This window comes from Epilithonimonas hungarica (assembly GCF_900102265.1).
Classification (GTDB): domain Bacteria; phylum Bacteroidota; class Bacteroidia; order Flavobacteriales; family Weeksellaceae; genus Epilithonimonas; species Epilithonimonas hungarica.
The window spans coordinates 749,843-775,756 of sequence record NZ_FNBH01000001.1; the positions used below are offsets into that span (position 1 = coordinate 749,843).

18 protein-coding genes are annotated in these 25,914 nt (G+C 36.5%); 10 read left to right on the top strand and 8 right to left on the bottom strand.

Annotated features, from left to right (window positions below; translation table 11 throughout):
- Positions 1-116: 116 nt before the first annotated feature.
- From BLT30_RS03530 to dnaE, 3 genes are all read right to left on the bottom strand, one after another.
- Positions 117-2,411 carry a GEVED domain-containing protein gene (locus BLT30_RS03530; protein WP_089871446.1) on the bottom strand — a complete coding sequence of 765 codons (2,295 nt, stop codon included), beginning with the start codon at positions 2,409-2,411 and terminating at the stop codon, positions 117-119.
- Between the two features lie 177 nt (positions 2,412-2,588).
- Entirely contained in the window at positions 2,589-4,133 is a 1,545-nt protein-coding gene (locus BLT30_RS03535) for a GEVED domain-containing protein (protein ID WP_089871448.1), read from the bottom strand.
- 205 nt (positions 4,134-4,338) lie between these two features.
- Entirely contained in the window at positions 4,339-8,994 is a 4,656-nt protein-coding gene (dnaE, locus tag BLT30_RS03540) for a DNA polymerase III subunit alpha (protein ID WP_089871452.1), read from the bottom strand.
- A gap of 151 nt (positions 8,995-9,145) precedes the next feature.
- Here dnaE and BLT30_RS03545 point away from each other — a divergent pair, with 151 nt between their 5' ends.
- Positions 9,146-9,859 (top strand): hypothetical protein, encoded by a 714-nt coding sequence (locus BLT30_RS03545; RefSeq protein WP_089871454.1) that lies wholly within the window; start codon positions 9,146-9,148, stop codon positions 9,857-9,859.
- Between the two features lie 60 nt (positions 9,860-9,919).
- The gene (locus BLT30_RS03550) at positions 9,920-11,989 is read left to right on the top strand and encodes a S8 family peptidase (protein WP_089871455.1); all 2,070 of its coding nucleotides are present in this window, start codon (positions 9,920-9,922) and stop codon (positions 11,987-11,989) included.
- A gap of 77 nt (positions 11,990-12,066) precedes the next feature.
- On the opposite strand, the gene pyk is transcribed toward BLT30_RS03550, so the two are convergent.
- Genes pyk through BLT30_RS03575 form a run of 5 tightly spaced genes read right to left on the bottom strand, consistent with a single transcriptional unit; the run spans position 12,067 to position 16,241 of the window.
- Positions 12,067-13,512 carry a pyruvate kinase gene (pyk, locus tag BLT30_RS03555; protein WP_089871458.1) on the bottom strand — a complete coding sequence of 482 codons (1,446 nt, stop codon included), beginning with the start codon at positions 13,510-13,512 and terminating at the stop codon, positions 12,067-12,069.
- Positions 13,505-13,978, bottom strand: coding sequence for an IPExxxVDY family protein (locus BLT30_RS03560; RefSeq protein WP_089871459.1), 474 nt, complete (start codon positions 13,976-13,978; stop codon positions 13,505-13,507). Before BLT30_RS03560 ends, pyk begins: the two co-directional genes overlap by 8 nt.
- Positions 13,953-14,720, bottom strand: coding sequence for a ribonuclease III (gene rnc / locus BLT30_RS03565; RefSeq protein WP_089871461.1), 768 nt, complete (start codon positions 14,718-14,720; stop codon positions 13,953-13,955). The genes BLT30_RS03560 and rnc overlap by 26 nt, the downstream gene beginning before the upstream one ends.
- Positions 14,721-14,729: 9 nt before the next feature.
- Positions 14,730-15,977 carry a beta-ketoacyl-ACP synthase II gene (gene fabF / locus BLT30_RS03570; protein WP_089871463.1) on the bottom strand — a complete coding sequence of 416 codons (1,248 nt, stop codon included), beginning with the start codon at positions 15,975-15,977 and terminating at the stop codon, positions 14,730-14,732.
- A gap of 24 nt (positions 15,978-16,001) precedes the next feature.
- Positions 16,002-16,241, bottom strand: coding sequence for an acyl carrier protein (locus BLT30_RS03575; protein WP_002976354.1), 240 nt, complete (start codon positions 16,239-16,241; stop codon positions 16,002-16,004).
- A gap of 180 nt (positions 16,242-16,421) precedes the next feature.
- Here BLT30_RS03575 and folE point away from each other — a divergent pair, with 180 nt between their 5' ends.
- The 8 genes from folE to BLT30_RS03615 all read left to right on the top strand — a co-directional run bounded on the left by folE (position 16,422) and on the right by BLT30_RS03615 (position 25,903).
- On the top strand, positions 16,422-17,087 hold the full coding sequence (gene folE / locus BLT30_RS03580; protein WP_089871465.1) for a GTP cyclohydrolase I FolE: 666 nt from the start codon (positions 16,422-16,424) through the stop codon (positions 17,085-17,087).
- 121 nt (positions 17,088-17,208) lie between these two features.
- Positions 17,209-18,678 carry a cysteine--tRNA ligase gene (gene cysS, locus BLT30_RS03585; RefSeq protein WP_089871467.1) on the top strand — a complete coding sequence of 490 codons (1,470 nt, stop codon included), beginning with the start codon at positions 17,209-17,211 and terminating at the stop codon, positions 18,676-18,678.
- Between the two features lie 120 nt (positions 18,679-18,798).
- Positions 18,799-19,950, top strand: coding sequence for a T9SS type A sorting domain-containing protein (locus BLT30_RS03590; RefSeq protein WP_089871469.1), 1,152 nt, complete (start codon positions 18,799-18,801; stop codon positions 19,948-19,950).
- Positions 19,951-20,047: 97 nt separating this feature from the next.
- Positions 20,048-20,782 (top strand): hypothetical protein, encoded by a 735-nt coding sequence (locus BLT30_RS03595; RefSeq protein ID WP_139166564.1) that lies wholly within the window; start codon positions 20,048-20,050, stop codon positions 20,780-20,782.
- 124 nt (positions 20,783-20,906) lie between these two features.
- Positions 20,907-23,561, top strand: coding sequence for a 4-alpha-glucanotransferase (locus tag BLT30_RS03600; protein WP_089871473.1), 2,655 nt, complete (start codon positions 20,907-20,909; stop codon positions 23,559-23,561).
- A gap of 265 nt (positions 23,562-23,826) precedes the next feature.
- Complete coding sequence (locus tag BLT30_RS03605; RefSeq protein ID WP_139166565.1) at positions 23,827-24,804, top strand: hypothetical protein; 978 nt, start codon at positions 23,827-23,829, stop codon at positions 24,802-24,804.
- Positions 24,805-24,906: 102 nt separating this feature from the next.
- Positions 24,907-25,287, top strand: a complete 381-nt coding sequence (locus tag BLT30_RS03610) for a Spy/CpxP family protein refolding chaperone (RefSeq protein WP_089871477.1) — start codon at positions 24,907-24,909, stop codon at positions 25,285-25,287.
- Between the two features lie 106 nt (positions 25,288-25,393).
- The gene (locus BLT30_RS03615) at positions 25,394-25,903 is read left to right on the top strand and encodes a ferritin (protein ID WP_089871479.1); all 510 of its coding nucleotides are present in this window, start codon (positions 25,394-25,396) and stop codon (positions 25,901-25,903) included.
- Positions 25,904-25,914: the final 11 nt, after the last annotated feature.

The following is a 25,914-nucleotide window of genomic DNA, read 5'->3' on the forward strand; positions in this document are numbered from 1 at the left end:
AATATAAAGTTTTTTTTCTTTTCGGGAAAGCATATTAACATTAAAATGTAATAAAGCTTGTTAATAACAAAAAGCCACTCTATTGAGTGGCTTAGTATTGATTGAATCAAGAATTGTTATTTCTTGATTGCTTTGAAAGATTTAACACTTCCGTCTTCCATTTGAAGATTTACAATATATAATCCTTCTTTAAGATTAGAAAGGTTGATCTCTGCTGTTGGAGCAAGTGATTTTACTTGTCTTCCAGACATATCATTTACAGAGATAGACTTCACTCCTCTTATGTCTGAGATTTTAAGAACGTCTGTGAATGGGTTAGGATAAATAGATAAATTTGATTTGCTTAAATCTGACACAGCCATTGTAGGACCAGTAATGTTCAGTGTGTAATCTTCAACTTCTCCATAAGTAGATGTTCCACAAGGAAGAGCATTATGACCCGTTGAAGAGTCTGATAAACGAACTCTCATACGTGTAGTTCCTGTTGCTGCACCTGTAGGGATAGTAATACTACCTGTCCATGGACCAACTCCAATAGCTGATGTCAATACTAATTCTGTAGTAGTATCAAAAACACCATCTTTATTGTAATCAATCCATACTAACACAATGTCACTTGTCCAGGCGTTAACATTTCCAGTAGCTGTGAATGTATATGCATTACCTTTTGTCACATTGCCTGTAATTGAAGTATAGTCTGAATAACCAGTGAATACTGTAGAGGTATTGTTTATATCTGCAAAAGTTACGTTAGCGATTTTCTCAAAAGAAGTGCTGGTATTGGTTGCACTTGCAGTACAATAAGCTGCTGCACCTGTTGTGAAAGATGTTTCTGTACAACCGGTAGCATCTCCGATACTGTTTGTAGGAACAATTTTCACATAATAAGTTATATTAGAAGCTAAAACTGTGCTGTACGTTGGTGTAGAAACAAGAGTTCCATTTGCGATATCTGTTCCTCCGGACGTAGTTCCGATATAAAGTTTATAGCCACTTGCTCCTTCAACGCTATTCCACGTTAATACAGCTGGGTTTGGAGTCACATTGGTCGCTCCATTAGCTGGAGTGGCAAGCGTTGCACACGCAGGTGCTGTTGTAGGTATTGTTACAGAAATGGTATAATCTTCCACCTGTCCGTTGCCCATATTTCCGCAAGGGTCTGATAATGCTGGGATTATAGCTGTCGCCGAAGAGTTAAAGTTATATTTTATTCTCATTCTCTTATTTCCAGCCGTAGCATTAGCAGGGATGAGTATGTTCCCAGTTAAAACATTTGTAGCGATATTATTTCCTACAAATGGTGAAGTGGTAAAATATTGTTCACTACTATCATTAAAATCACCATCTCCATTCCAGTCAACAAATACTGTCATTCCAAATCTGTTTCCAGCGGCTCCTGTTCCTGTTACGGAAATTGGATATGAAGTGCCAACAGTTGCGTTGAACACAGTGCTTGTGTAGTCTTCATATGCTGGGCCTCCGGTAGTTGCAGCGGATGTTTTTGTAGTGCCGTTAAATGTAACCGAGGATATTGGGTATACTGTGGCTGATGCGGTAATAGGTCCGCAGTATGAAATTGTACTATTGGTATTAAATGTGATCTCTGTACAACCTGTTGCGTCACCATTTGAATTTGTAGGTGTGACTTTAGCATATAAAGTTGAGTTTGTAGGTAGAGATACATTTAAAGAGTTTCCGGCAACTGTGGTATTTAAAACATCAGAGCCTCCAGGTGTTGTACCAATTGATAATTTATAATTAACAGCTGTTGCCACAGTTGGCCATGTAAATACGCTATTTCCTGCAGAAACAGTAGATTCATTAGCAGGAGAGGTTAATGTTGTACAAGAAGGTGCTGTGGTAACTGTAGCTTGTTGGAAATTGATGTCATCAACGTACACGTTACCACTACCAGAAGATCTAACGAACCAAACACCAATTGCAGTTGTCTGGCCTGGTTGCAAAGCTCCTGACGGAATTGTTGCACTTAATGTGGAACAAGTTGTAACTGCTGCACTTGTTAATGATGCTGCGGTTCCTACTGGATAAACTGACCAGCTTTGTGTGGCAGGATCTTGCACCATATATGCTATGCTTAAGGTTCCAACAGCTCCAGCTGCTTTTTTATAACCAGCCGTGACGGTTACAGCTTGTCCATTATTTGTTTGTCCCGTAATATTATTCAATATTACCATATAGCCTGTTTGGGCATATGTGGCACTAATGGCTAGCTGTCCGCCATAGGCTCCGTTACATGCAGCCGCAGCTGTTCTGGACCCTCCACCAAATTGTCCATAGAGTGTTGTGGAATAGCCGGGAGTTCCTGCATCTTCAAAATCTCCATTGTAGGTAATTTGAGCATTTGCTCCAATACCAAGTGCTAGGCAGCACGAAAGTAAAAATTTCTTCATAATTATTTAATTATTTAACTTATCACAAAAATAATGATTATTTATAATAAATTGTAAGTGTATATTGTATTTTTTTTATTCATTTAACAATATGTATATAATTACTATAATTCATAGGTTTTTTTATGAAAAAAAACCGCTCTAATGAGCGGTTTAAATATTAAATGATCTAAAAAATTATTTTTTGATTGCTTTGAAAGTTTTTAAACTTCCATCTTCCATTTTAAGGTTTACAATGTATAATCCTGATTTCAAGCTAGAAAGATTAAGTTCAGCCGATGGTGCAAGAGACTTAACTTCTCTTCCTGATACATCATTTATAGAAACAGATTTTACGCCTTTCACATCAGAGATTTTAAGGACATCAGTGAATGGATTTGGATATACTGTTATACCTGCTTTGTTTACATCTGAAACGGCCATTACCGGACCCGAAATGTTTAAAGTGTAATCCTCTACCTGTCCATAAGCAGCAGTTCCACAGCCTGTTGTGGCTAAAGTTGATGTGAATGTTGCGGTGCTGTCATAAACTAGTACTCTCATACGGGTAGACCCTTCTGTTGCACTTGTAGGAATGGTAATATTAGTAGTAGCACTAGTATAAGCAGTTGAATTTGCTGTAACGTTAATTGTAGCTACTAATTCTCCAGCATCGCCAAAAGTTCCATTGTTGTTGTAATCTATGAAAGCACGGATGACATCTCCAGTGTAAACTCTATCTGATTTCACAACAAGACCATAAGTACTTTCCTTGTTTACATTACCAACAACAGAAGTAAAGTCCTCATATCCTGGAGGATAAGGCGTTGTGCTACCTGGAGAGTTATTGTTGATGTTGGCAAAAGTGACATTAGTTATTTTGTCATATTGTGCGCTTGCAGGTCCGCTAGCTGTACAATATGAAACTGTATTGTTCGTGCTAAATGTTATTTCTGTACATCCTGTCGCATCACCAGATGTGTTGGAAGGAACGACTTTAGCATAGTATGTTGTGTTTACTGTAGCAGGAAAAGCATAAGATGTTCCATTTACAGTTCCATTGAATACTTGGCTTCCTCCAGGTGTAGTTCCAATTGTTAATTTGTAATTTACAGCTGTGGCCGCAGCAGCCCAAGTTATAGAAGGCTGTCCAGCGGAAATAACAGCTCCATTAGTTGGTGATGTGAATGTAGTACAGCTAGGAGCTGTTGTTACTACTTGTTGTTGGATACTAAGATCATCAACATACAGACCTGATCCTGCTGTTCTAACTACCCAGATGCCGAGCCCATATTGTTTGGCTGGATCCAAAGTTCCAGAAGGGATTGTAACGGAAAAAGGAGTACATGTTGTTACTGCTCCTGTTGTTAAAGCTCTGGGTGATCCAACTGGAGTTACGGACCATTGGTCTGTATCTGCATTGTATTCAAAATAAGCTACATACAAAGATCCTGTTAAATTAGCTGCCTTTTTGTAATTGATGCTTACTGTAACAGCTTGTCCGTTTCCTGTTTGTCCCAATTCTTCTAAATCGGTCATCCATCCTGTTTGTGGTGCCGCTGTTGTGAAAGCAAGGGCTCCTGTTGTTGTACCGCTACAAACATTCGCTGCTGTGGTGTTGAATGTTCCGTTTCCAAAATGATAAGTGCCAGTTACGTCATCGTCAAAATTTTGTAATGAACTGTACTGGGCGCTTACACTCATTCCAAGTGCTAAAGAGCACGAAAGTAAAAATCTCTTCATAATTATTTAATTTTTATAATTGAAACAAATATAGTGTTTTATTTGTATTTTTTAGCATGATAATTTGATTTTAATTTATTTTTTTTCGTTAAATTGCTATTTTTTCATAATTAACAACTCTTTTTGGTCGAAAAAAAATCTATTTAAAATTAATTAAATAGATTTTTTTCATTGAATTTTTCCGTGCTTTAGTGATAATGTCGGTTTAATTCAGAAAAACCTCATAATTATTTATTTGATGAATTACCTCCAAAAGATTTTCATTGATATTGATCTTGTGTTGCATTGATACAACTTCCAAAACAGATTGGTCTTCTGGATTCTTGATAAAAAAATTTAGTTTTTGCTCACCTTGATTCTGAATGATATTTTCTCTGAAGAATTCAATATCCGTTTTTCTTAGAGATTCTAATGGAACAACAATTGACAAACTTTTCGCAAATCTGTCAAAAGCTTCTTTCAGTTCAAGGACCTCATTTACGTTTACAAATACACGTCCATCTTTTCCTTGAGAGTACTTGATCTTCATAATGACAAACCGCTGAACTTCCAATTTGTCTTTCAGTCGCATGTAATCTCTATCTCCCAAACGGAAAGAGTAGGAGCCGGTGTAATCTTCCAGCATAACGAAGGCTACTTTTTCACCGCTGCGGAAACCGTCCGCAACACGATATTCTGTAATGAGTCCGGCGACTGTATATTCTTTAGTGTTGTCTTTTTCATTCATTTTGTCTTTCCAGCTTTTCTTTTCTTCAAAAAGTTCTGGCGTTTTTGTAGGGAAAGCTAAATCCTTGAAAGCTTCTACTTCATCAAGATTTAAAAAGTTGAAATTCCCTTTTGGCTCTGCCTTTTTCGTAGATTCTTCGATAATTTCTTCCTCTAATCCCGAATCGTCAGAAACTACAATATCCGGAACTTCTTCGTCTGGTGTACTATCTTTTTCTAAAATTGGAGCGACTTCTTCCAAAACAGGCAGATCATCTCTTTTTTCTTCCAGAACTGCTTTTTTAGAAAGAACGCCTTGCATAAATTGGAATTGGTATTTAAACTCATCTAATGGATGCGCAGAAAGATAGAAACCGATGATTTCTTTTTCTTTATTCAGCTTATGCATATTTGGCCATTCAGCACAAGGTAGAAGTTTTGGTTGTTCAATCTGAACTTCCTCGGCAAAATCAGCAAAAAGCGAATTGTCCATTTCGTTTTTGCTGTCCTGAAAACTTTGCCCATATCTGGAAAGTCTTTCAATATTGGTTCTTCCGGATTGGTCGATGTCAAAATATTGCCCTCTGTGATAAGAATCCAGTTCATCAAAAGCACCAGCGATTATCAAGCTTTCAGCAACTCTTTTATTAACTTGTGAAGGCGGGATCCTTTCAAAGAAATCATAGATATTTTTATATCTTCCATTTTCTCTGGTTTTGGTAATTGCTTCACTGGGGCCTTCTCCAATTCCTTTTATTGCGCCTAGTCCAAAACGAATTTGTCCTTTCTCATTTACAGAAAATTTATACTGGGATTCATTCACGTCAGGTCCCAAAACATCCACACCAATCGCTTTGCAATCTTCCATGAACATTGTGATAGAAGCGGTATTGTTAATGTTATTGCTCATTACACTTGCCATATATTCAGCAGGATAATTGGCTTTTAAGTAAGCGGTTTGATAAGCGATCCAGGCGTAACAGGTCGAGTGGGATTTGTTGAAAGCATATTCTGCAAAGGCTTTCCAGTCATTCCATATTTTTTCTAATCGTTCTTCGTTGAGATTGTTCTTCCTTCCACCTTCTATGAATTTCGGGTACATTTTATTAAGGACATCAATCTGCTTTTTACCCATCGCTTTTCTCAGAGTATCAGCCTCACCTTTTGTAAAGTTGGCCAATTTTTGAGACAGAAGCATTACCTGTTCCTGATAAACTGTGATTCCGTAGGTTTCTTCCAGATATTCCTCGAGTTCCGGCAGGTCGTAAATGATTTCCTCAGTTCCGTGCTTTCTGTTGATGAAATTTGGGATGTATTTGATCGGCCCCGGACGGTACAATGCATTCATCGCAATCAAATCGGCAAAAACTGTTGGTTTCAGTTCACGCATATATTTTTGCATTCCAGGACTTTCATATTGGAAAATCCCGATAGTTCTTCCGTCCTTAAATAATTGATAAGTTTTTGCATCATCCAGCGGAATCGCATCTGGGTCGATGTCAATCCCGTGACGTTCTTTGACGAGCTTTACAGCGTCTTTTATAATGGTCAAGGTTCTTAATCCCAAGAAATCCATTTTCAAAAGACCGGCATCCTCCGCCACAGAGTTATCGAATTGAGAAACTAAAATGTCTGCATCTTTCGCCGCAATTGTAATCGGAACCAGATTGCTCACAGGTTCCGGCGTAATGATCACACCACAAGCATGGATTCCTGTATTCCTGATACAACCTTCCATTTTCTTGGCACTATCCAAAACGGAAAATCTGGAATCATTTTGGTCTGCAAGAATGGCTTTCATTTCATCCACCAATTGCTGGTCTTCAGGTTTCAGTTTATCATATTTTGAAAGAGCTTTGGCAATATTCATTCCCGGGCTTGGCGGAATTAATTTTGCGATCATATTGGTTTCCGGAATCGAAACATCCAGGACCCGACCAGCATCTTTGATTGCCGATTTTCCTCCGAGAACTGAATACGTGATAATCTGCGCCACTTGTTCCTGCCCATATTTTTCAACCACCCATTTGATGATCTTGTCACGGCCCTCATCATCAAAATCGATATCGATATCGGGCATCGAAACCCTTTCCGGGTTCAAGAACCTCTCGAAAAGGAGGTCATATTTAATTGGGTCAACATTGGTAATTCCGATGCAATAAGCAACTGCTGAACCAGCAGCGGAACCACGACCGGGACCAACCCAGACGCCCATTTTTCTGGCTTCATTACAGAAATCCTGAACGATCAGGAAATATCCGGGATAACCTGTATTGGCGATAACTTCCAATTCGAAGTCTAAACGTTCTTTTATCTCAGGAGTGATTCCTGTCTCCTTGTATCTTCTGTTTGCTCCTTCATAGGTCAAATGCGTGAGATAAGCCATCTCACCTCGTTTTCCACCATCGATATCATCTTCCGGATTGATAAATTCTGCAGGAATATCAAATTTCGGAAGTAAAACATCACGTTTTAGAGTGTAAGGTTTAAATTTAGCCAGAAATTCATCATAGGCTTCGAAAGCATCCGGATATGCAAGAAAAGCGGCTTTCAGTTCTTCTGCATTTTTGATGTAATATTCATCGGTCGTGAGGCCTTTTCTCTTTCCGAAGCCTTTTCCAATCGGAGTTGATAATTTTTCTCCGTCTTTGATGCAACCTAAAATATCCTGGATATTCGCATCGCTTTTATCTGTATAGAAAGTCTCATTTTGAGCCAGAATTTTCACATTGTATTTATCCGCAAATTGTAGTAAAACCTCATTCAAATGTTCTTCTTCCGGCAGATTATGATTTTGGATCTGAACGTAAAAATCGTCGCCAAATTCCTCTTTCCACCATTGGAACAATTCTTCCCCCTTTTGTTCTCCGATGTTCAGGATTGTGCTGGGAATGTCGCCATTGATTCCGGATGTCAAAGCGATCAAACCTTCTTTATATTGAGCAATAAGTTCTCTGCTTATTCTCGGAACTCCGAAATAAAATCCTTTCTGGAAACCGATACTTGATAATTTGACCAAGTTTTTATAGCCGTTAAAATCCTTTGCCAGAAGTACAACTTGTGTTCTTCTATCAGGGTCGTCTTTGGTAAATTGCTTTTGCTCGTATCTGTCGGAAATATAAAATTCTGAACCAACAATTGGGATCAACTGGCTGGAATCTGGTTCTTCTTCATTGAATTCTTCACCCTTTTCTTCTGCCTCAACTTTTCTTGCCAAATATTCTTTATGCTTCTTCGTTACTGCAGAATTTGCACCTTCTACTGCTGTAACGAATTTGAAAGCGCCCATCATATTTCCAATATCAACAATCCCTACAGCCGAGAAATTATCATCTTTCGCTTTTTTGATGAGGTCATTGATATTGGTTGTCGCAGTCAAAGTCGAGAAAACACTGTGATTGTCAAAATGGAAATAGTTACCCAGATCGATCTCATCAATGTTCGTAATATCAACTTGTTTCTTTTTATTATTGAAACTCGCGACTTGCCTTCTGATGACAATTCCGAATGGTTTTATCGGATCGGGATGAAGCGATTGAAATTCCTTTAACTGAGTTTCCGAAATTTTCAAAACCTCAGTTGGGATCACGCCAATCCTCATCATTTCGAAGAAAACCTGCGCTGTTGCGTTTACATCGGCAGCTGCATTATGCGCTTCATCGAATTTGTGTCCGTATAGTTTTTCGTAAAGTTCTTCTAGTTTTGGAGATTTGTATCTTCCACCTCGTCCGCCTTCCAATTTACAATAATCTGTTCCCAGGATCATTGTGTCGGCTCTCGGTTTTTCCTGAAGATTATCCTTAATGTTTTTCCGGTAAAATTCTGCGCTGACAATATTGTAATCGAATTCAACATTATGTCCCGAAACAACTCTTACATTTTCCAAAGCTTTAGAAAATTCTTCCAAGATCTCTTGCAGGTCACGACCTTCTTCATTGGCGATTTTTGTCGTAATTCCGTGGATTCGCGCCGCATTGAAAGGGATATCATAACCTTCCGGTTTGATGATATAATCTTGATTTTCGATCAGGTTTCCATTATCATCGTGGATCTGCCAGGCGATCTGAACCATTCTTGGCCAATTGTCTGAGTCTGAAAGCGGAGCATTGAAATTTTTGGGTAAACCAGTGGTTTCGGTATCGAAAACTAAATACATCTACATAGAAATTTGCGTAAAGTTAGTGTTTTAAAAAAGATAAAAAAATAGGTTTTAAGTGCTATTTTGTTAATTCTTCATAAAAAAGTTAATGCTGGTTAAATCTATTTTATCAGTTGAAATTAAATTTATTTTTGATGAAAAATAACCTTTGAAAAAAATTTTATCAGTTACACTTTTATTCATTTCATATTTCATTTTTTCTCAGAAGATCAAAGGCAGGATTGTTTCTGATTCTGTATCTGTGAATCAGGTTTTGGTTATCAATATTAAGTCTCAGGAGAAAACTTATTCTGATTTTCAAGGTCAGTTTTTCATTGATGCTGATCTTGGAGATGAAATTCGGTTTTTGAAAGATGGTTATGAACGGAAAATCATAACTGTAAAAAATCAAAATGATTTGCTCATTCATATTAATAAACTAGCAATAGAGATAGAAGAAGTAGAGGTCAGAAAAAAATTATCCGGAGACTTGCGCCAAGATTCTAAACTTTTTGATGAAAATAAGAAAAAAACCACTTTGAATAATGATTTGAAGGTCTATTTCAAAGCACCTTCCAGTGAGGAATTACTAAAACCAAAACACGGAGAATTTGTACAACCTGTTGGAGGTGGAATCAGTTTTGGAAAAATTGATGACAAATGGACCTTGACCGATCTTATAGAATGGATCAGGGAAAATTTTAAGGATGATTATTTTATTTCGATGGGATTAAGCTTTTCCGAGATCAATTCATTCTTGTATTATTCACTTCAGAAGTTCAAGACAGCTCATATTCTGAAATATGGATATTGTAGTGATGATGATATTGGTGATTTAAAACTTCACTTTGAGGAGGCATTTAAAAAATTCAAAAATAAATAGTTAATATACTTAAAAATGTATTTCATATAAGTATTTTTTATCTTTGCAAAAATAACGATAATGAAAAAAATTTTATTCAGTATAAGTTTTTTGTTCTCTTTTTATTTTTCTAATGCTCAAGATCTTAAATTAAGAAATGAGTTCAGACAACAACGTTTGGAGAATGAAAAAAAATTAGATCAGTATTTTCTGACCAACACAGCAAGATATTCGGATAAAGAAAAAGAAGATCTCAAAAGCAGGCTCGCCGGTTTTACAGGAGTTATACCAGTATTTTATTCTGCAGAGGAAACCGGAGCCAATGCTACGGCCAATGTTGATGAACTGCAAAATGGAACTATTCCCGGAGTTTCTGCTATTACTGGAAATGGGGTGAAAATCACGGTCTTTGATGAAGGTAGGGTGCATGATACTCATGAGCAATTCACTACAAGTAGAGCTGTAAACAAAGAAGCTTCTACTTTGGCTAAGAGTGCACATACCACGAGTGTAACAGGGGTAATTATAGGCAATGGGACGGCCACCGGAAATTTTACCCAAAGTAGTGTTTCTTATCCAAAAGCCAATGCAAAAGGCGTTTTGCCTCAAGCAACCACAGATAGTTATTTGTTCTCAACGACAGCTTTAGGTGATAAGTTTGAAAAATTAACAAGTTTATCAGATCTTAATATTTCAAACCATTCTTATGGTGCGAATAATGGATGGAATAAGCCTGGTGCTGCTAATACATATTATTGGTATGGCAATTATGATTTTAGCCATCTTGATACTTACTCCGGTACTTATGGAACAGATGATTCTAAATTTGATAAGATCGTATATTCCCAACCAAATCAGATCATTATAAAATCTACAGGTAATTACTTTGGAATTGGACCTGTTGCCAATTCTACAAAATACAGATATGATACGGTAGCCGGAAATTGGGTGCAATTTGCTCCAGGTGATGAACTGCCGCCTGCCAATTGTAGTCTTGGTTATAATTGTATAGGTTATGGTTCTTTGGCTAAAAATATAATAACCGTAGGCGCTGTAAATCAATTGACTACTACCGGACAAAAATATACGCAATCTTCAGATGTTGTCAAATATTCTTCTGGAAGTGCAGGACCAAGAAAAGATGGGGCCGTTAAACCAGACCTGGTGGCTGTGGGTGTGGATATGATCATGCCAAATTATACATCTAATAGTGTTAATAATTCTTATTTGGTTTCTTTAGGGACTTCTTATGCATCGGCAGTAGTAAGTGGAATTGCCGGAGCATTGACCCAGGTTCAAAGGAATTTACAAAGTAACAGCACGCTTATTTTCAAGGCTGATGAAATGAAAGCATTATTAACCCATACAGCCAACGAAGCAGGAAGACCCGGGCCTGATGTCTGGTATGGATGGGGACTTGTGGATGCTAAGAAAGCTGCTCAGGTTTTAGTAAATAAATTGACAGAGGACGCTGTTTTTAGTAGAAATACGCTACAGTCAGGAAATGTATTTACTAAAGAAATACAGGCTACAGGATCAGAACCTTTGAAGGTAAGTATCTCTTGGTTGGATCCAGCCATTGTACCTTTTACGACAGATGATGATATGCAGAATAATCACGCTTCCAGGCTTGTGAATGATTTGGACTTGAGAGTAGTAGAGGTAAGTTCTGGTACAACTTATTATCCTTGGAAACTGGACATCAGTAATCCAAATGCCAATGCTACAAAAGGTGATAATACAGTGGACAATGTGGAGCAAGTTGTTATAGATAGCCCGACAACAGGAGGAATCTATAGAATAGAAGTAGGAAACAAGAATTCTCTTGTGAACCAAGATGGGAACTCAGCGACACAAGATTTTGCTTTGGTTGCAACTGGAACTAAGAAAATAGTTACGATGTCTGTAAATAATTTAATTAAGGACGATGTAAAAATCTATCCGACAAGAACAAAAGATGTCGTGAATATCAACCTTGAAAATGAAGCAGAGAGAATCGCTCTTTTTGATATGAATGGTAAATTGATATTTGAGACGACCGATAAAGCAAAATCTCAAATCATTAATTTAAATAAATTCCCGAGCTCTGTTTACATCATTACAATAAAGACTAAATCAGGAATTATTTCTAAAAAGATCATTAAGGAATAATATTCATTAAGTTTTAAATATAAAAAAGACACTAAATAGATTTAGTGTCTTTTGTTTTTTTAGTATCTCTTTTAAGATTAGATTGTAGATAATCTCAAAGTATTTGTTTTTCCTCCATTATGAACTGGCATCGCATTCAGATTCACTACGAAATCTCCTTGCTCTACAAAACCATAGTTGTGGGTCAGCATATTTACTTGGATCACAGTTTCATCGGTAGATTTTTGCATGTCATAATAGAACGCTCTTACCCCCCAAAGAAGATTCAACATGGTGATAACACGCTTGTTGTTACTGAAAACAATAATGTGAGAAGACGGTCTGTGTGCAGATATTTGGAAAGCTGTGTAACCAGAGCTTGTCAACGTTACAATTGCCTCAGATCCTGTCGATTTTGCAATATCAACAGCAGAACGACAAACTTTATCTGTGATGAATCTCTCATCCACACAATTGATTTTTTCTTCGATCACGTGGTTTAGTTTTGCATAAAGAGGAGTTTGCTCGATATTCTTTACGATCTTCGCCATGTTTCTTACAACATCTACAGGATATTTCCCAACAGAAGTTTCTCCGGAAAGCATTACTGCATCAGCTCCATCTAGTACAGAGTTTGCAACGTCATTTACTTCCGCTCTTGTAGGTGTTAAACTGTTGATCATAGTCTCCATCATCTGAGTTGCAATGATCACAGGTTTAGCATACAGCCTGGCTTTATTCACTAGGTTTTTCTGGATCACAGGAACTTGCTCCATAGGAACTTCTACGCCTAGATCTCCTCTCGCAACCATAAGACAGTCACATTCTATCAAGATCTGATCGATGTTTTTAACGCCTTCTGGCTTTTCTATCTTAGCAATTATAGGGGTTTTTGTCTTATTTGTTGGATGTTTTGCCATCAACTCTTTTAGATCGATGATATCCTGTGCGTGACGCACAAATGACAGAGCTATCCAATCAAACTCGTTATCGAGCATGAAGTTAGCATCCTCGATATCTTTCTCTGTAAGTGCAGGTAGGGAAACGTTCGTATTAGGAAGGTTCACTCCTTTCTTAGAACTCAAAGGTCCACCTTGTATCGTTTTAGCTCTTACTGTATCAACATTGTTGGTTTCGATAACTTCAAATACCAATTTTCCATCATCGATAAGGATTCTTTCTCCAACTTTTACATCCTGAGGAAACTTCTCGTAAGTCATATAAACTTTTGTAGCATCTCCTTCCAGTTTTTCATTAGTAAACGTCAAAACATCTCCCGGATTAAGGAATGAACCTTCTTTCACGACACCAACTCTAAGCTTCGGACCTTGCAGATCTCCCAAAATAGAGACGGAGTAGCCATATTCTTTATTGATCTCACGAATCAGATCGATATTTCTTTTTACCAATTCATAATCGGCATGTGAAAAATTTATTCTAAATACATCGCAACCAGCTTGTATCATCTGTATCATCGTTTCCTTGCTAGAAGTAGCAGGACCCAGTGTTGCAATTATTTTTGTTTTTTTTAGGTTTTTATTCATAATATTGAATTAATTGATAAAGTTCCCCTTCAGAACTCAATGGATATTCCTGAATATGGAACGCGAAATTTTCCGGGAGCAAAATTAACGAAAAATCCCCAAATATATCGGAATTAGTTAAAAGGTAATCCACATCTTCGTGTAGATTTAGTAAATATTTAATATTTGATTCATCTGAGAAAAGTAAATTTTGCACTTTCTTTTCTACCGCCAGAATCGATTTGTTGGAAATCAAACTATAGCAGTTCTTGGTGGCTCGATCGTAGGCCTGGTATCTGGAAAAAGAATAGTCAAAATACTCTCCTTTGACAAGGATATCGCTCACCCTTTTGAATTGGAATTGATTGACTTTGTTAATGAAAAAAAACAATTCGTGCTCCGGGATTGGTCTTGTAAGTCTTATCAATCCAATAGAGATCTCTATATGATCTACTTCAAGCTTAAGATATTGTTTTTTGATTTTCAATAATATTTTCTTTTTTGCTTAGCATATAAAATGCTCTTTGAGCTGCTTTTTCTTCGGCTTTCTTTTTTGAGGTTTCCACAGCATTGGCGATTTTTTCATTTTGCAGCCATACATGACAGCGAAATACAATGACTTTATTCGGCTGAAATTCCTCACAGGTCTCATATCTGATCGGGATTTTTTTCTTTTGGCTCCATTCCAGCAAGAGACCTTTGTAACTGATGATTTTGTTTTCCAGCTTGTTAATGGTAGAAGGTGTAAGAATCCTCTCCAAAACGATTTTCTTACAAAATTCATAGTCTATATCCAAATAGATAGCTCCAATCAATGCTTCCAGAAGGTTTCCTGAAATATTTTCACTAAGGATGGTCTGGCTTATATCGGACTGTAGAAGATCGCTAAGTTTTAGGTCATCGCCTAATTTGTTAAGATTCTTTCTATTAACGATCTTGGACTTCATCTGGGTAAGATAACCCTCATTTCCGTTAGGATATGTCTGAAAAAGATGACAAGAAATGATGGTTCCTAAAACAGAATCCCCTAAAAACTCTAGACGTTCGTAATTTTTTTTATTCGTACTTTTCGAAGAAGATTTTAGAGAGAAAGCTTCTTTGAAAATTTCCAAATCATGGACGTTGTAGCCAACTATTTCTGAGATTTTTTTTCGAAAAATAATGTCTTTTTCCGAAAGTTTTATTCTGTTTTTAGGAAGGAATTTAGAAAAATAATTTTTCAACTCCATAAAAACATATTATATTTTTTTGAAAAGTACACAAGCATTATGCCCTCCGAAACCAAATGTATTACTCATAGCAATATTAACATCTTTTTCAACAGCTGTGTTGAAAGTGAAATTAAGCCTACTATCGATTTTTTCATCATCAGTAAAATGATTGATTGTTGGCGGAACAATACCGTGGATAATAGCGTGCAAAGCTGCGATAGCTTCTATAACACCTGCAGCACCCAAAAGGTGACCAGTCATGGATTTTGTAGAATTGATCTGAATGTCGTAAGCATGCTCACCAAATAATCTTGCAATTGCATTGGATTCTGCGATGTCTCCTAGTGGAGTAGATGTACCATGCATGTTGATATGATCTACTTCATCAGCAGTTACACCTGCATCTTCCAAACAATTTTTCATTACCAGATAAGCGCCTAACCCTTCAGGATGTGGTGCGGTCATGTGATGTGCATCTGCGCTCATTCCTCCACCAGCTAATTCTGCATAGATCGTTGCTCCTCTTTGTTTTGCGTGCTCATATTCTTCCAGAATGATACATCCAGCACCCTCACCTAAAACAAATCCATCTCTGTCTTTGTCAAATGGTCTTGAAGCTGTTTTTGGGTCATCATTTCTTGTGGAAAGTGCATGCATCGCGTTGAAACCTCCCATTCCGCTCGCTGTAACAGCAGCTTCCGAACCACCACAGACAATAACATCCGCTTTACCAAGATTGATTAGCATTTTAGCATCAATCAAAGCATTGGCAGAAGAAGCACAAGCAGAAACAGTTGTGTAGTTAGGCCCATGGAAACCATATTCGATAGAAATATTTCCAGGCGTAATGTCTGCAATCATTTTTGGAATAAAGAAAGGATTGAATCTTGGAATACCGTTGGATTCAGCAAAACCTAAAACTTCTGTTTCAAAAGTCTCCAGTCCACCGATTCCTGATCCCCAGATAACACCCACACGGTCTTTATTCACATTATCTTCTATAAGTCTGCTGTGAGCGATAGCTTCTCTTGCGGCAATTTGCCCGAACTGGGAATTTCTATCCATCTTTTTCGCCTCTTTTTTATCGAAATAATTGAGAGGGTCATAGTTTTTTACCTCGCTGGCAAACTTAGTTTTGAAATTAGTGGAATCAAAAAGAGTAATGGGAGCAGCTCCGCTCTCTCCTTTTTTAAGGTTTTCCCAGTATTCTTTCGCATTATTTCCGATTGGTGTAATGGCGCCAAAACCGGTTACAACTACTCTTTTTAATTCCATAAATTTTTTTCTGTCTAGATAATATTATTTATTTACAACTTCTTCGATGTAAGCAATAGCGTGACCTACAGTTGTAATTTTTTCTGCTTGATCATCTGGAATTTGAATGTTGAATTCTTTTTCGAACTCCATGATAAGTTCTACAGTATCCAAAGAATCTGCCCCTAAATCGTTAGTGAAGCTAGCTTCTGGAGTTACTTCTGTTTCTTCAACGTCAAGCTTATCAGCGATGATAGCTTTTACTCTTGATGCAATGTCTGACATAGTATTTATTTTTAATTATGTTAATTTGGTGCAAATATATAAAATTTCAAATCATTTCAATTTTTTTTTAGTTTTTTAAACTTGTTCTAAATCTATCTTTTTTATAATCAAATCTTTATATTTAGTCTGGATAGGCTACAAAATTTTGTTTATTTTTGCGACTTATTATTAAATAATATTATGGAACATTTTCCTGATAATGACGATGATCTGTTCACAGGCAAAGACCACACTCCTTTGAGACCCGATGCTTTTGAACTTGGTCCGGAAGATAAAGTTAAGAAAATAGAAGGGCTTTTTTCAGAGATCATGCATACGCTTGGATTGGATATGACAGATGATTCTCTAAAAGATTCTCCAAAACGTGTTGCAAAAATGTATGTGAATGAGATTTTTGGTGGACTTCTTCCAGAGAATAAACCGGGAGTTTCAACTTTTAAGAACCAATATAAATATCGCCAGATGTTGGTTGAGAAGGATATTACAGTTTATTCTTTCTGTGAGCATCACTTCTTGCCAATTATTGGAAAAGCGCACGTTGCTTATATTTCAAATGGCGAAGTGATCGGATTGTCAAAGATCAACAGAATAGTTGATTATTACGCCAAACGTCCGCAGGTTCAGGAGCGATTGACTATGCAGATTGTTGATGCTTTAAAAGAAGCATTAGGAACGAAAAACGTAGCTTGTATCATAGATGCGAAACATCTCTGCGTGAATTGTCGTGGAATCAAGGACACCGCAAGTTCGACGATTACTGCTGAATTAAGTGGCATTTTCCGAACAAACCCGATTACAAGGCAGGAATTCTTACATTATGTAGGAAGCCACGCAAAATTTGATTGATAATGATAAAATTTAAAAAACTGACAAACCGGATTTTCATCGCAACAATTATTTGTTGTTGATTTTCTTTGTCTAATATTTAATCATTTATCAATTATAATTTATCATTAATTAAAAATCAATGCAACTAAAAATATACAACTCGCTTTCAGGCGAAAAAGAAGTTTTCAAACCCATATTAGAAGGTAATATCGGGATGTACGTTTGTGGACCGACGGTTTACAGCAATGTGCATTTGGGAAATGTGAGAACTTTTTTGTCCTTCGATTTCATTTACAGAAGTCTTCAGTTTCTTGGGTATAAAGTTCGTTATGTCAGGAATATCACGGATGCCGGACATTTGACGGATGATGGCGATATTAATAATGACAGATTCATCAAACAATCCAGATTGGAAAAATTGGAGCCAATGGAAATCGTACAGAAATATACCGTTGATTTTCACGAGGTTCTGAAGAAATTTAATTTGCTTCCTCCTACGATTGAACCGACTGCAACTGGTCACATCATCGAACAATTGGAACTGACAAAACTTTTGGTTGAAAAGGGTTTTGCTTATGAAAGCAACGGTTCCGTCTATTTCGATGTTTTGGAATACAATGCAAGAGGCCTTAATTATGGCGAACTTTCCAGAAGAAACATCGAAGAGTTATTCGCTAATACAAGAGACCTTGATGGACAAGGTGAGAAAAAGAATCCACAAGATTTTGCCCTTTGGAAAAAAGCCTCACCGGAACATATTATGAAATGGCCGTCGCCTTGGGGAGAAGGTTTCCCGGGCTGGCACCTTGAATGTACAGCGATGAGCACCAAATATCTGGGAGACCAGTTCGATATTCACGGTGGTGGAATGGACTTGAAATTCCCACATCATGAATGTGAAATCGCTCAAGGAAAAGCTTGCAACGGCGTAGAACCTGTGAAATATTGGATGCACGCCAATATGTTGACGATGAATGGTCAAAGAATGAGTAAATCGACCGGAAATTATATCCTCCCAATGGAGTTGATTACTGGAAATAATGACTTCTTTGAAAAGCCTTTTCATCCAAGCGTGTTGAGATTCTGCTTTTTACAGGCGCATTACAGAAGTGTTCTGGATATTTCCAATGACGCGATGTTGGCGAGTGAAAAAGGTTTCAACAGATTGATGGAAGCAGTTAAAATCCTTAATACACAGGTTCAAGTAGAAGGCGTGGAAACATCTTCTTTTGATTATAAAAACTGGAAAGAAAAAGTTCTGGAGGCTTTGACAGACGATTTCAACAGTCCGATTTTGATTTCTCATTTATTTGAGGCGGTGAAGTTTATTTCGGCTTCAAAATTGGGTAAAGAAAGTATTTCAACAGAAGATTATGAAGATTTAAAACAATTCCTAAACGCCATTGTTTTTGATGTCTTAGGATTGCAAACCATAGAAGAATCTAATAATGATAAGCTTGACCAGACTTTGCAGGTTTTAATTGATTTGAGAAATCAGGCGAGAAAATCCAAGAATTGGGAACTTTCTGACCAGATCCGCGACCAACTTCTAGAAAAAGGAATCGAGCTGAAAGATGGGCGAGACGGAACGACTTATGTTTTGAATTAATTCTCAGAAATAATAAATATTTGAACCTTTCGTAAAAAACGGAAGGTTTTTTTGTGGATATGTGTATTTTGTTGTAAAAATACTTAACTTAGTATCAATATAAATGTAAACACTCATACTATGAAAAAATCTCTATCAACTTTAATTTTATTGTTTATCGGGGCAAGTTCTTTTGCACAGCAAGATATTTTTGCACTGACTGGAAAAGATGCTTCAAATATTAATTTTCAGGATTTCCGTGCTTTGGATTCCAAAAAAGGCATTACGGAAACTGTTCTTTTGTCAGGTCAAGATCAACCCAGAATTTATTCTCACAAACTCAATAAGGAAATTTTTGAAGATAAGAAATCTTCGGCCAATGCCTTAGCCGATCAAATCGCAACCTTGGCTGTGGATGGAAGAGGTAAATTGGTCTATATGCCAATGTTTTCTTCCAATATCTACATTTTGGATTCCAAAACCAAAGACATTACTTTATTGGAAAACAAGCTGTCCAATCCAACAACATGTGATGTCGGTTCTCAGTTTTCCAGAATGACAGCGGGGAATGATGGCAGTATTTATACACTTTCTAATTCCGGTTCTCAGCTTCTGAAAATTTCCTATAAAGATGGTGAATATGCGGTTACAGATTTAGGAATTGTAAAAGATGATTCTGGAAACGGAGACAATCTGTTAAGTAAGATGCTGACTGGTTTCGGAGGTGATATGATTGCGGATGAAAACAACAATTTTTACATTTTTTCGGCTTTGGGAAATGTCTTCAAAATTGTCACAAAAGATATGAAGGCCCACTTTGTCGGGAAAGTAAAAGGACTCGCAGAGAATTTTTCTATCAATGGTGCTGCAGTTAATGCTGAAGGGAAAATTATCTTAGCAAGTGCCAAAGGAGGTGTTTTACATACTCTCAATTTGGAAACTCTGCAGGCAGAACCAATGAATGTCAATATCGATATGCCTATCTATGATCTGGGAAGTTCATATGTTCTAAGAACTAGTAAAAACGTCATCAATATTAATAAAAATGATATCTATCCAACAAAAGTTTCGGATGGTTTTGTGAACGTCAGTATTGGAGAATCTCAAAAAGGTAATGCTCAGGTTAAGATTTATAGTTTGAACGGAACATTGATAATGGATAAGAAAATCAATAATATAAGCAATTCCGAAAACAAAATTGAACTTGGAAAACTAGTTTCTGGAGTTTACATAGTGAATGTGGAATCTGAAAACGGAAAAACCATTATTTCTAAGAAGATCATTGTAAAATAATTTTTTTTTCAATTAAATAATTATAAATACGGTTAACGAAAGTTAAACCGTATTTTTATTTTGATAAAGTAATTTACTTTTGAAAAAACAACAGCTTTTGAAAAGACTTTTACAAATCATTTTTCTCATTTTATCAGAACTTATTTTTTCTCAAAATATTTCAGGAAACGTAATGTCCGAAAATGAGGTTATGATTCCCAAAGTTCTGATTGTGAATATGACCACCAATCAAAAAACGTATAGTGATTCTTACGGGAAATTTATAATCGATGCTAATATTGGAGACGAGATTCGGTTTGCTAAGGAAAGTTATAAATTAGGAAAAATAGTTATTACTTCTAATCAATTTCAGTCTGTTAAACTTGAGAAAATTCCACAAGAGATAGAAGAAGTGAAAATTATTAACAAAAGACTTGCGGAATCTCAGGAAGAAGAACTTAGGAAATCAATCGGATTACCAAAAGGACCGGAAAAAACACGGGAAAAACCAGCGGACGCAGTTGACGATATTGTAAAACCTTTGATAGGCATTCCTCCAACACTTAATTTTCAGGCAATTTATGATGTCGTTAGCGGAAAGTCAAGAAGATTGAGACGGCTTTACAAATATGAGGACTTGCAGGAAGGATTGACATGGATTAAAAATAATGTAGATTGGGAATACTTCCGTGATGCAGGAATAGAACCACAAAAAATGAACGATTTTCTGATGTTTGCATTGAGGGACGAGAAAGTTCTGATGTATATGAAAGCTAAAAATATAGGCGGACTTACAATTGCTTTGGATAATAATATTGGTGCATATCTGGAAAGAATTACCCAATCGAAATAGTCGATTCCATATGACTATTAAAAATCAATGGAAGTTTGCATATGAAAAAATGATTTTTTTACAGGAATATTATTTATAATTCAATAAATCATTAAATTGCGTCAATATTAATAGACCTTAATAAATGAAACTATACTTTAGTGTTAACTTCGGGACAAAAGTTGGCCAGCGACTCGTTTTGCGCCTATTTGACGACAAATATGAGCATCGGGACTACGACTTAGCTTATTCCGAAAATAACAACTGGACCACAGAAATTGATTATTTTTCTAAATCAATTCTCTACAAATATCTTGTCGTGAACGAAGATGGGGGAGTTTTAGAGGAAGAGATTCCTTTTCATCAGCTCAATCTTCCAAACAGCTTCAAAGAATTTGTCATCTTTGACCAATGGAATCTCAAAAACTTTCCTGAAAATTATCTAACCAATAAGATTCTTCACAATCGTTTACAGGATTTTCAGCCTACAAAACAGTCGGTTGTTAAAAAACACACACATCTTTTCAGGATAGAAGCGCCGCTATATCATCCGAATTGGCAATTGGTTCTTGTTGGGAATGTAGATGCTTTGGGGAATTGGGATTACGAGAAAGCAATTGAACTGAGCGAAACAGATTACGGCGTTTGGGAAACCGGCGTTGAAATCAATTCTCATCAGACGATTCTTTACAAGTATGCCATCAAAGATAAAAATACAGGGAAAGTTTTTTACATAGAACCAGGCGAAAATCGCTGGGTTTTCGGAAATCCAAATAAGGATATTCTTTATGTGAAAGCGGACCATTACTTCAAATTCGATAATCATACGCTTTGGCATTCTGCAGGCGTTGCGGTTCCGGTTTTCTCTTTGAGGACAGAAGACGGTTTCGGGGTTGGAGAATTTCCTGATATCAAAAAATTGGGAGATTGGGCTAATGAAACTAAGCTTTCTGTAATTCAGATTTTGCCGATTAACGATACAACAGCGAATTACACCTGGACAGACTCTTATCCTTACGCTGCGATTTCGGTTTATGCACTTCATCCGCAATATCTTTCGATTGAGAAATTAGAATATGCTTTGTCAAAAGATTTGGTTGAGGATTATCAAGCGAAAAAAGCAGAATTGAATGCTTTGAGTTTGATTGATTATGAGCAGATGATTTCCGGAAAATGGAAATATGCAACGGCTGTTTTCGAGGAAAATCAAGAAGCAATTTTTAAAGATAAAAACTTTAAAAAGTTCATTAAAGATAACGAAGAATGGCTGATGCCTTATTCTGCATTTTGTGTTTTGAGAGATAAATACAAAACGCCTAATTTCAATGAATGGAAGACACATAAAAAATATGTTGCAGGAAAAGTAGCGACACTTTATTCTCCAAAACATAAGGAATATTCTCAGTTGATGCTCCACGCTTGGGTGCAATATCAATTGCATTTGCAGTTACAAAACGCTGTAGAATATCTTCACCATTTTGGGATTTCTGTAAAAGGCGATTTGCCGATTGGGATTTACAGACACTCTGTAGAAGCCTGGACAGAACCGGAATTGTTCGGAATGGATTTTCAGGCTGGTGCGCCGCCTGACCAGTTTTCAGATTTGGGGCAAAACTGGGAATTCCCGACTTACAATTGGGAAGTGATGAAAGCCGACGGTTACCAGTGGTGGAAAAAGCGTTTCAAAGTTCTGGAACAGTATTTTGATGCGATGAGAATCGACCATATTCTTGGATTTTTCAGAATCTGGAGAATGCCGATTTCTGCGACTCAAGGTTTGTTGGGCTATTTTTATCCGGCGCTTCCTGTAACTGAAAAAGAATTTGCGGACAGACAGATTCCGTTTAGCTTTGACCGTTATGTAAAGCCATTTGTGAACGACCCGATTCTTTGGGAGAACTTTGGGGATGTTAAGGATAAAGTTCAGAACCATTTCTTCGATAATCATCATAATGGAACTTATACTTTCAAACCGGAATTTGATACTCAGAGAAAATTAACTGATTATTTCAAGAAAGAATCTTGGGATTGGGCAGAAGAAAAATTGATTTCTCTGGCTGGAAATGTTTTATTCTTAACCGAAGAAACAGAAAACGGAATAGTCTACCATCCGAGATTCAATATTGCTAAAACAACATTATACAAATATCTTCCTGACTGGGAAAAAGCAAAGCTGAATGATGTTTACAATGATTATTTCTTCAAACGTCAGGACGGACTTTGGTATCAGAAAGCAATGGAAAAATTACCGGCTTTGCTGAATTCTACAACGATGTTGATTTGTGGCGAAGATTTGGGATTGGTTCCGGATTCGGTTCCTGTTGTAATGGATAAGTTGGCGATTACCGCTTTGAAAGTTCAAAGAATGCCTTCTGAAAATATTGCCTGGTACGATCCGAAAAATGCAAGCTACCTGAATGTTGTTACGGCATCTTCTCACGATAGTTCTACGCTGAGACAATGGTGGCACGAGGACAGAAATCTGACTCAGAAATATTTTAATAACCAATTAGGACAGTATGGAACTGCTCCTTGGGATTTAGCTCCGGAATTGTCAGAAATGATAATGAAACAGCATCTTTACACAGATGCAATGTTGGCGATTTTCCCGATTCAGGAATTTTTGGCGACTGACCAAGAATTGATGAACCCGAATATGGATGAGGAGAGAATCAACAATCCTGCAGTTTTCCCACATTATTGGCGATACAGAATGCATCTGAAATTGGAAGATTTGAAAACCAAAGACAAATTCAATCAGAAAATTGCAAGTTGGATTGAAAATAGTGACAGATATTAATCCAAAAAATAAATTTTAAAGCCTTTCATATTTTTTGAAAGGCTTTTTTATTGAAAATTATTAGCTTGATTATCAGGATTAAATTCGGTTTTTGGATTCAATTTTAATTTCCAATCTAAATTTTCGTTTAACTTTTATTATCCATCAATATCCAAAAGATAGAAAGTTTCATTTCAAGGAAAAAATGGATTTTCGAATTTAATTTTTAAAATAAAAGAAAATGAAATCAATGATTCACGAATACCAAAATAAAAATATCTTAACAATGAGTAAAAAGATATTTTTAACTCTCGCTATTATTTTTGGAGGATTAGTTTCTGCTCAAGATTATTACGATACTTATCCAACCGATTATAACGGATACGAATATTATGATGATTCCTACGATTATCCGGATGATTATTATTACAACTATCCAACGGATTATTATCCGGACCAATATTACCAAGGTTATTACAACGATTATAGAAATGCAGTTTTTTCTGTGAACTGGGACCAGTTTTTTGTACAATACCGTTTGAGTCCGTTCCAGATCAATCAGATTATGATCCTGAATAATCGTTTTGCATCTTATGCAGCTTGGAATTCTTATTACAGATGGAATCCGGACAGATGGTACTATGACAGATTTTATGCGCTTCAAAATATTTTAGGTCCCAGAATCTTTGTCGTTTATCAAAATGTATATTTCCGTGGAGCGAGTCCTTTTGTTTATTACAGAAACCGTTGTGTAAACTTCTATGCAAGACGTTATCCGGTAAGACCTGTTTACAGAAATGTGAATATCAATATCTACAAAGTTAACCGTGGAAATTTCAGAGAAGGATTTAGAGAAAATGTAAGAAACCAAGGAATGATAAATCCAACCAGAAATAACGGAATCAGAAATGATAATCCAAGAAGTGGTTCTAATGGAAATAATTGGGGAGGAATCCGAAGTTCTGAAAGTAACGGAATCAGAAACAACCAAAATGGAGGAATTAGAACTAATGAAAATAATGGAATAAGAAATTCTGCTGGAACAAGAGATAATAATTTCGGAGGAATAAGAAGCGGAAGTAATTCTGATAACGTAAGAAATCAGCCTTCTCCAAATATTAGAAACCAAGGTGGCATCAGACAAAATCAAAACTCTGAAAGAAAAATCGAGAACAGAAGTAACGAACGCCCTAACCAAAGAAATTCTGCTCCGAAATCTGACAATAGAAACAGAGGTTCGGGAATGAGATTTACTTCTAGATAAAAATTTATTTAACAAAAATTTATAATATCAACCATTTAACATTATAAATTATTACAAATCAAACAAACAGATAAAATTTATAAATATTAAAATCAATCAAAAATGAAAAAATTAATTTTAAGCGCAGCATTTCTTGGACTAGGCGTTTTCGGATTTGCTCAAACAACACAAGATAGAAAAGCAAACTTTGAACAAAAGAAAGCAGAACATCTTCAAAAGATGAAACAAGAGTTGAATCTTACGGATGCTCAAGTAGCACAGATCAAAGCTTTGCACGAATCCAAAGCCGCTGAAAGAAAACAAGACATGACAGCTAAAAAGGAAGACAGAATGCAGAAGATGAAAGAAAATGAAGCTGAAATGCAGAAAATCCTGACACCGGAACAGTTCAAAAAATTCCAAGAGTTGAAAGCGAAAAAAATGGCGGAAAGAAAAGCTCAATTCCAAGACAGAAAAAAAGCCGATGCTACAGTTGTTAAATAAGTTTTTAGTTAGTGATTAATTTCAGAAGGAGTCGTTATTTTTTAACGGCTCTTTTTTTTATATTTGGGCTTTAAAGTTAAAATTTTATAAAAAATATATAAAAGTTATGGTTTCAGAGAAAATTATTACATTGGTTAATGAACAAATTACCAAAGAACAATACGCAGCACAATTGTATCTTTCTATGAGCGCCTGGTTTTACGCGCAGGATCTGGAAGGGATCGGGAACTATTTCCGTGTACAATCCAAAGAAGAATTGATGCACGCCGACAAAATGTTCGATTATGTGAACGACATCGGAGGACAAATCATTTTGAACGAAGTTCCAAAGCCGCCACACGAATTCAACAATGCTCAGGAAATCTTCGAAAAAGCACTTGACCACGAGAGATTGGTGACAAAAAGTATTTTCAATATCGTAAAAGCTGCCAATGACGAAGGTGATTTTGCAACGACAAGCTTCCTGCAATGGTTCATCAACGAGCAAGTAGAAGAGGAATCCAGCGCTTCTCTATTGGTTACGAAAATCAAAATGGTGAAAGACAATCCTTCTGCATTATATCTATTCGACCAGGAATTAGCGCAAAGGGTTTTCAATCCGGCTGCTGAGAACTAATATTTTATTTT

Excerpts from the sequence above, each read along its gene's own strand:
- BLT30_RS03530 (WP_089871446.1), bottom strand. The coding sequence starts at position 2,411 with ATGAAGAAATTTTTACTTTCGTGCTGCCTAGCACTTGGTATTGGAGCA.
- BLT30_RS03535 (WP_089871448.1), bottom strand. The coding sequence starts at position 4,133 with ATGAAGAGATTTTTACTTTCGTGCTCTTTAGCACTTGGAATGAGTGTA.
- dnaE (WP_089871452.1), bottom strand. The coding sequence starts at position 8,994 with ATGTATTTAGTTTTCGATACCGAAACCACTGGTTTACCCAAAAATTTC.
- BLT30_RS03550 (WP_089871455.1), top strand. The coding sequence starts at position 9,920 with ATGAAAAAAATTTTATTCAGTATAAGTTTTTTGTTCTCTTTTTATTTT.
- pyk (WP_089871458.1), bottom strand. The coding sequence starts at position 13,512 with ATGAATAAAAACCTAAAAAAAACAAAAATAATTGCAACACTGGGTCCT.
- rnc (WP_089871461.1), bottom strand. The coding sequence starts at position 14,720 with ATGGAGTTGAAAAATTATTTTTCTAAATTCCTTCCTAAAAACAGAATA.
- fabF (WP_089871463.1), bottom strand. The coding sequence starts at position 15,977 with ATGGAATTAAAAAGAGTAGTTGTAACCGGTTTTGGCGCCATTACACCA.
- BLT30_RS03575 (WP_002976354.1), bottom strand. The coding sequence starts at position 16,241 with ATGTCAGACATTGCATCAAGAGTAAAAGCTATCATCGCTGATAAGCTT.
- folE (WP_089871465.1), top strand. The coding sequence starts at position 16,422 with ATGGAACATTTTCCTGATAATGACGATGATCTGTTCACAGGCAAAGAC.
- cysS (WP_089871467.1), top strand. The coding sequence starts at position 17,209 with ATGCAACTAAAAATATACAACTCGCTTTCAGGCGAAAAAGAAGTTTTC.
- BLT30_RS03590 (WP_089871469.1), top strand. The coding sequence starts at position 18,799 with ATGAAAAAATCTCTATCAACTTTAATTTTATTGTTTATCGGGGCAAGT.
- BLT30_RS03600 (WP_089871473.1), top strand. The coding sequence starts at position 20,907 with ATGAAACTATACTTTAGTGTTAACTTCGGGACAAAAGTTGGCCAGCGA.
- BLT30_RS03605 (WP_139166565.1), top strand. The coding sequence starts at position 23,827 with ATGAGTAAAAAGATATTTTTAACTCTCGCTATTATTTTTGGAGGATTA.
- BLT30_RS03610 (WP_089871477.1), top strand. The coding sequence starts at position 24,907 with ATGAAAAAATTAATTTTAAGCGCAGCATTTCTTGGACTAGGCGTTTTC.
- BLT30_RS03615 (WP_089871479.1), top strand. The coding sequence starts at position 25,394 with ATGGTTTCAGAGAAAATTATTACATTGGTTAATGAACAAATTACCAAA.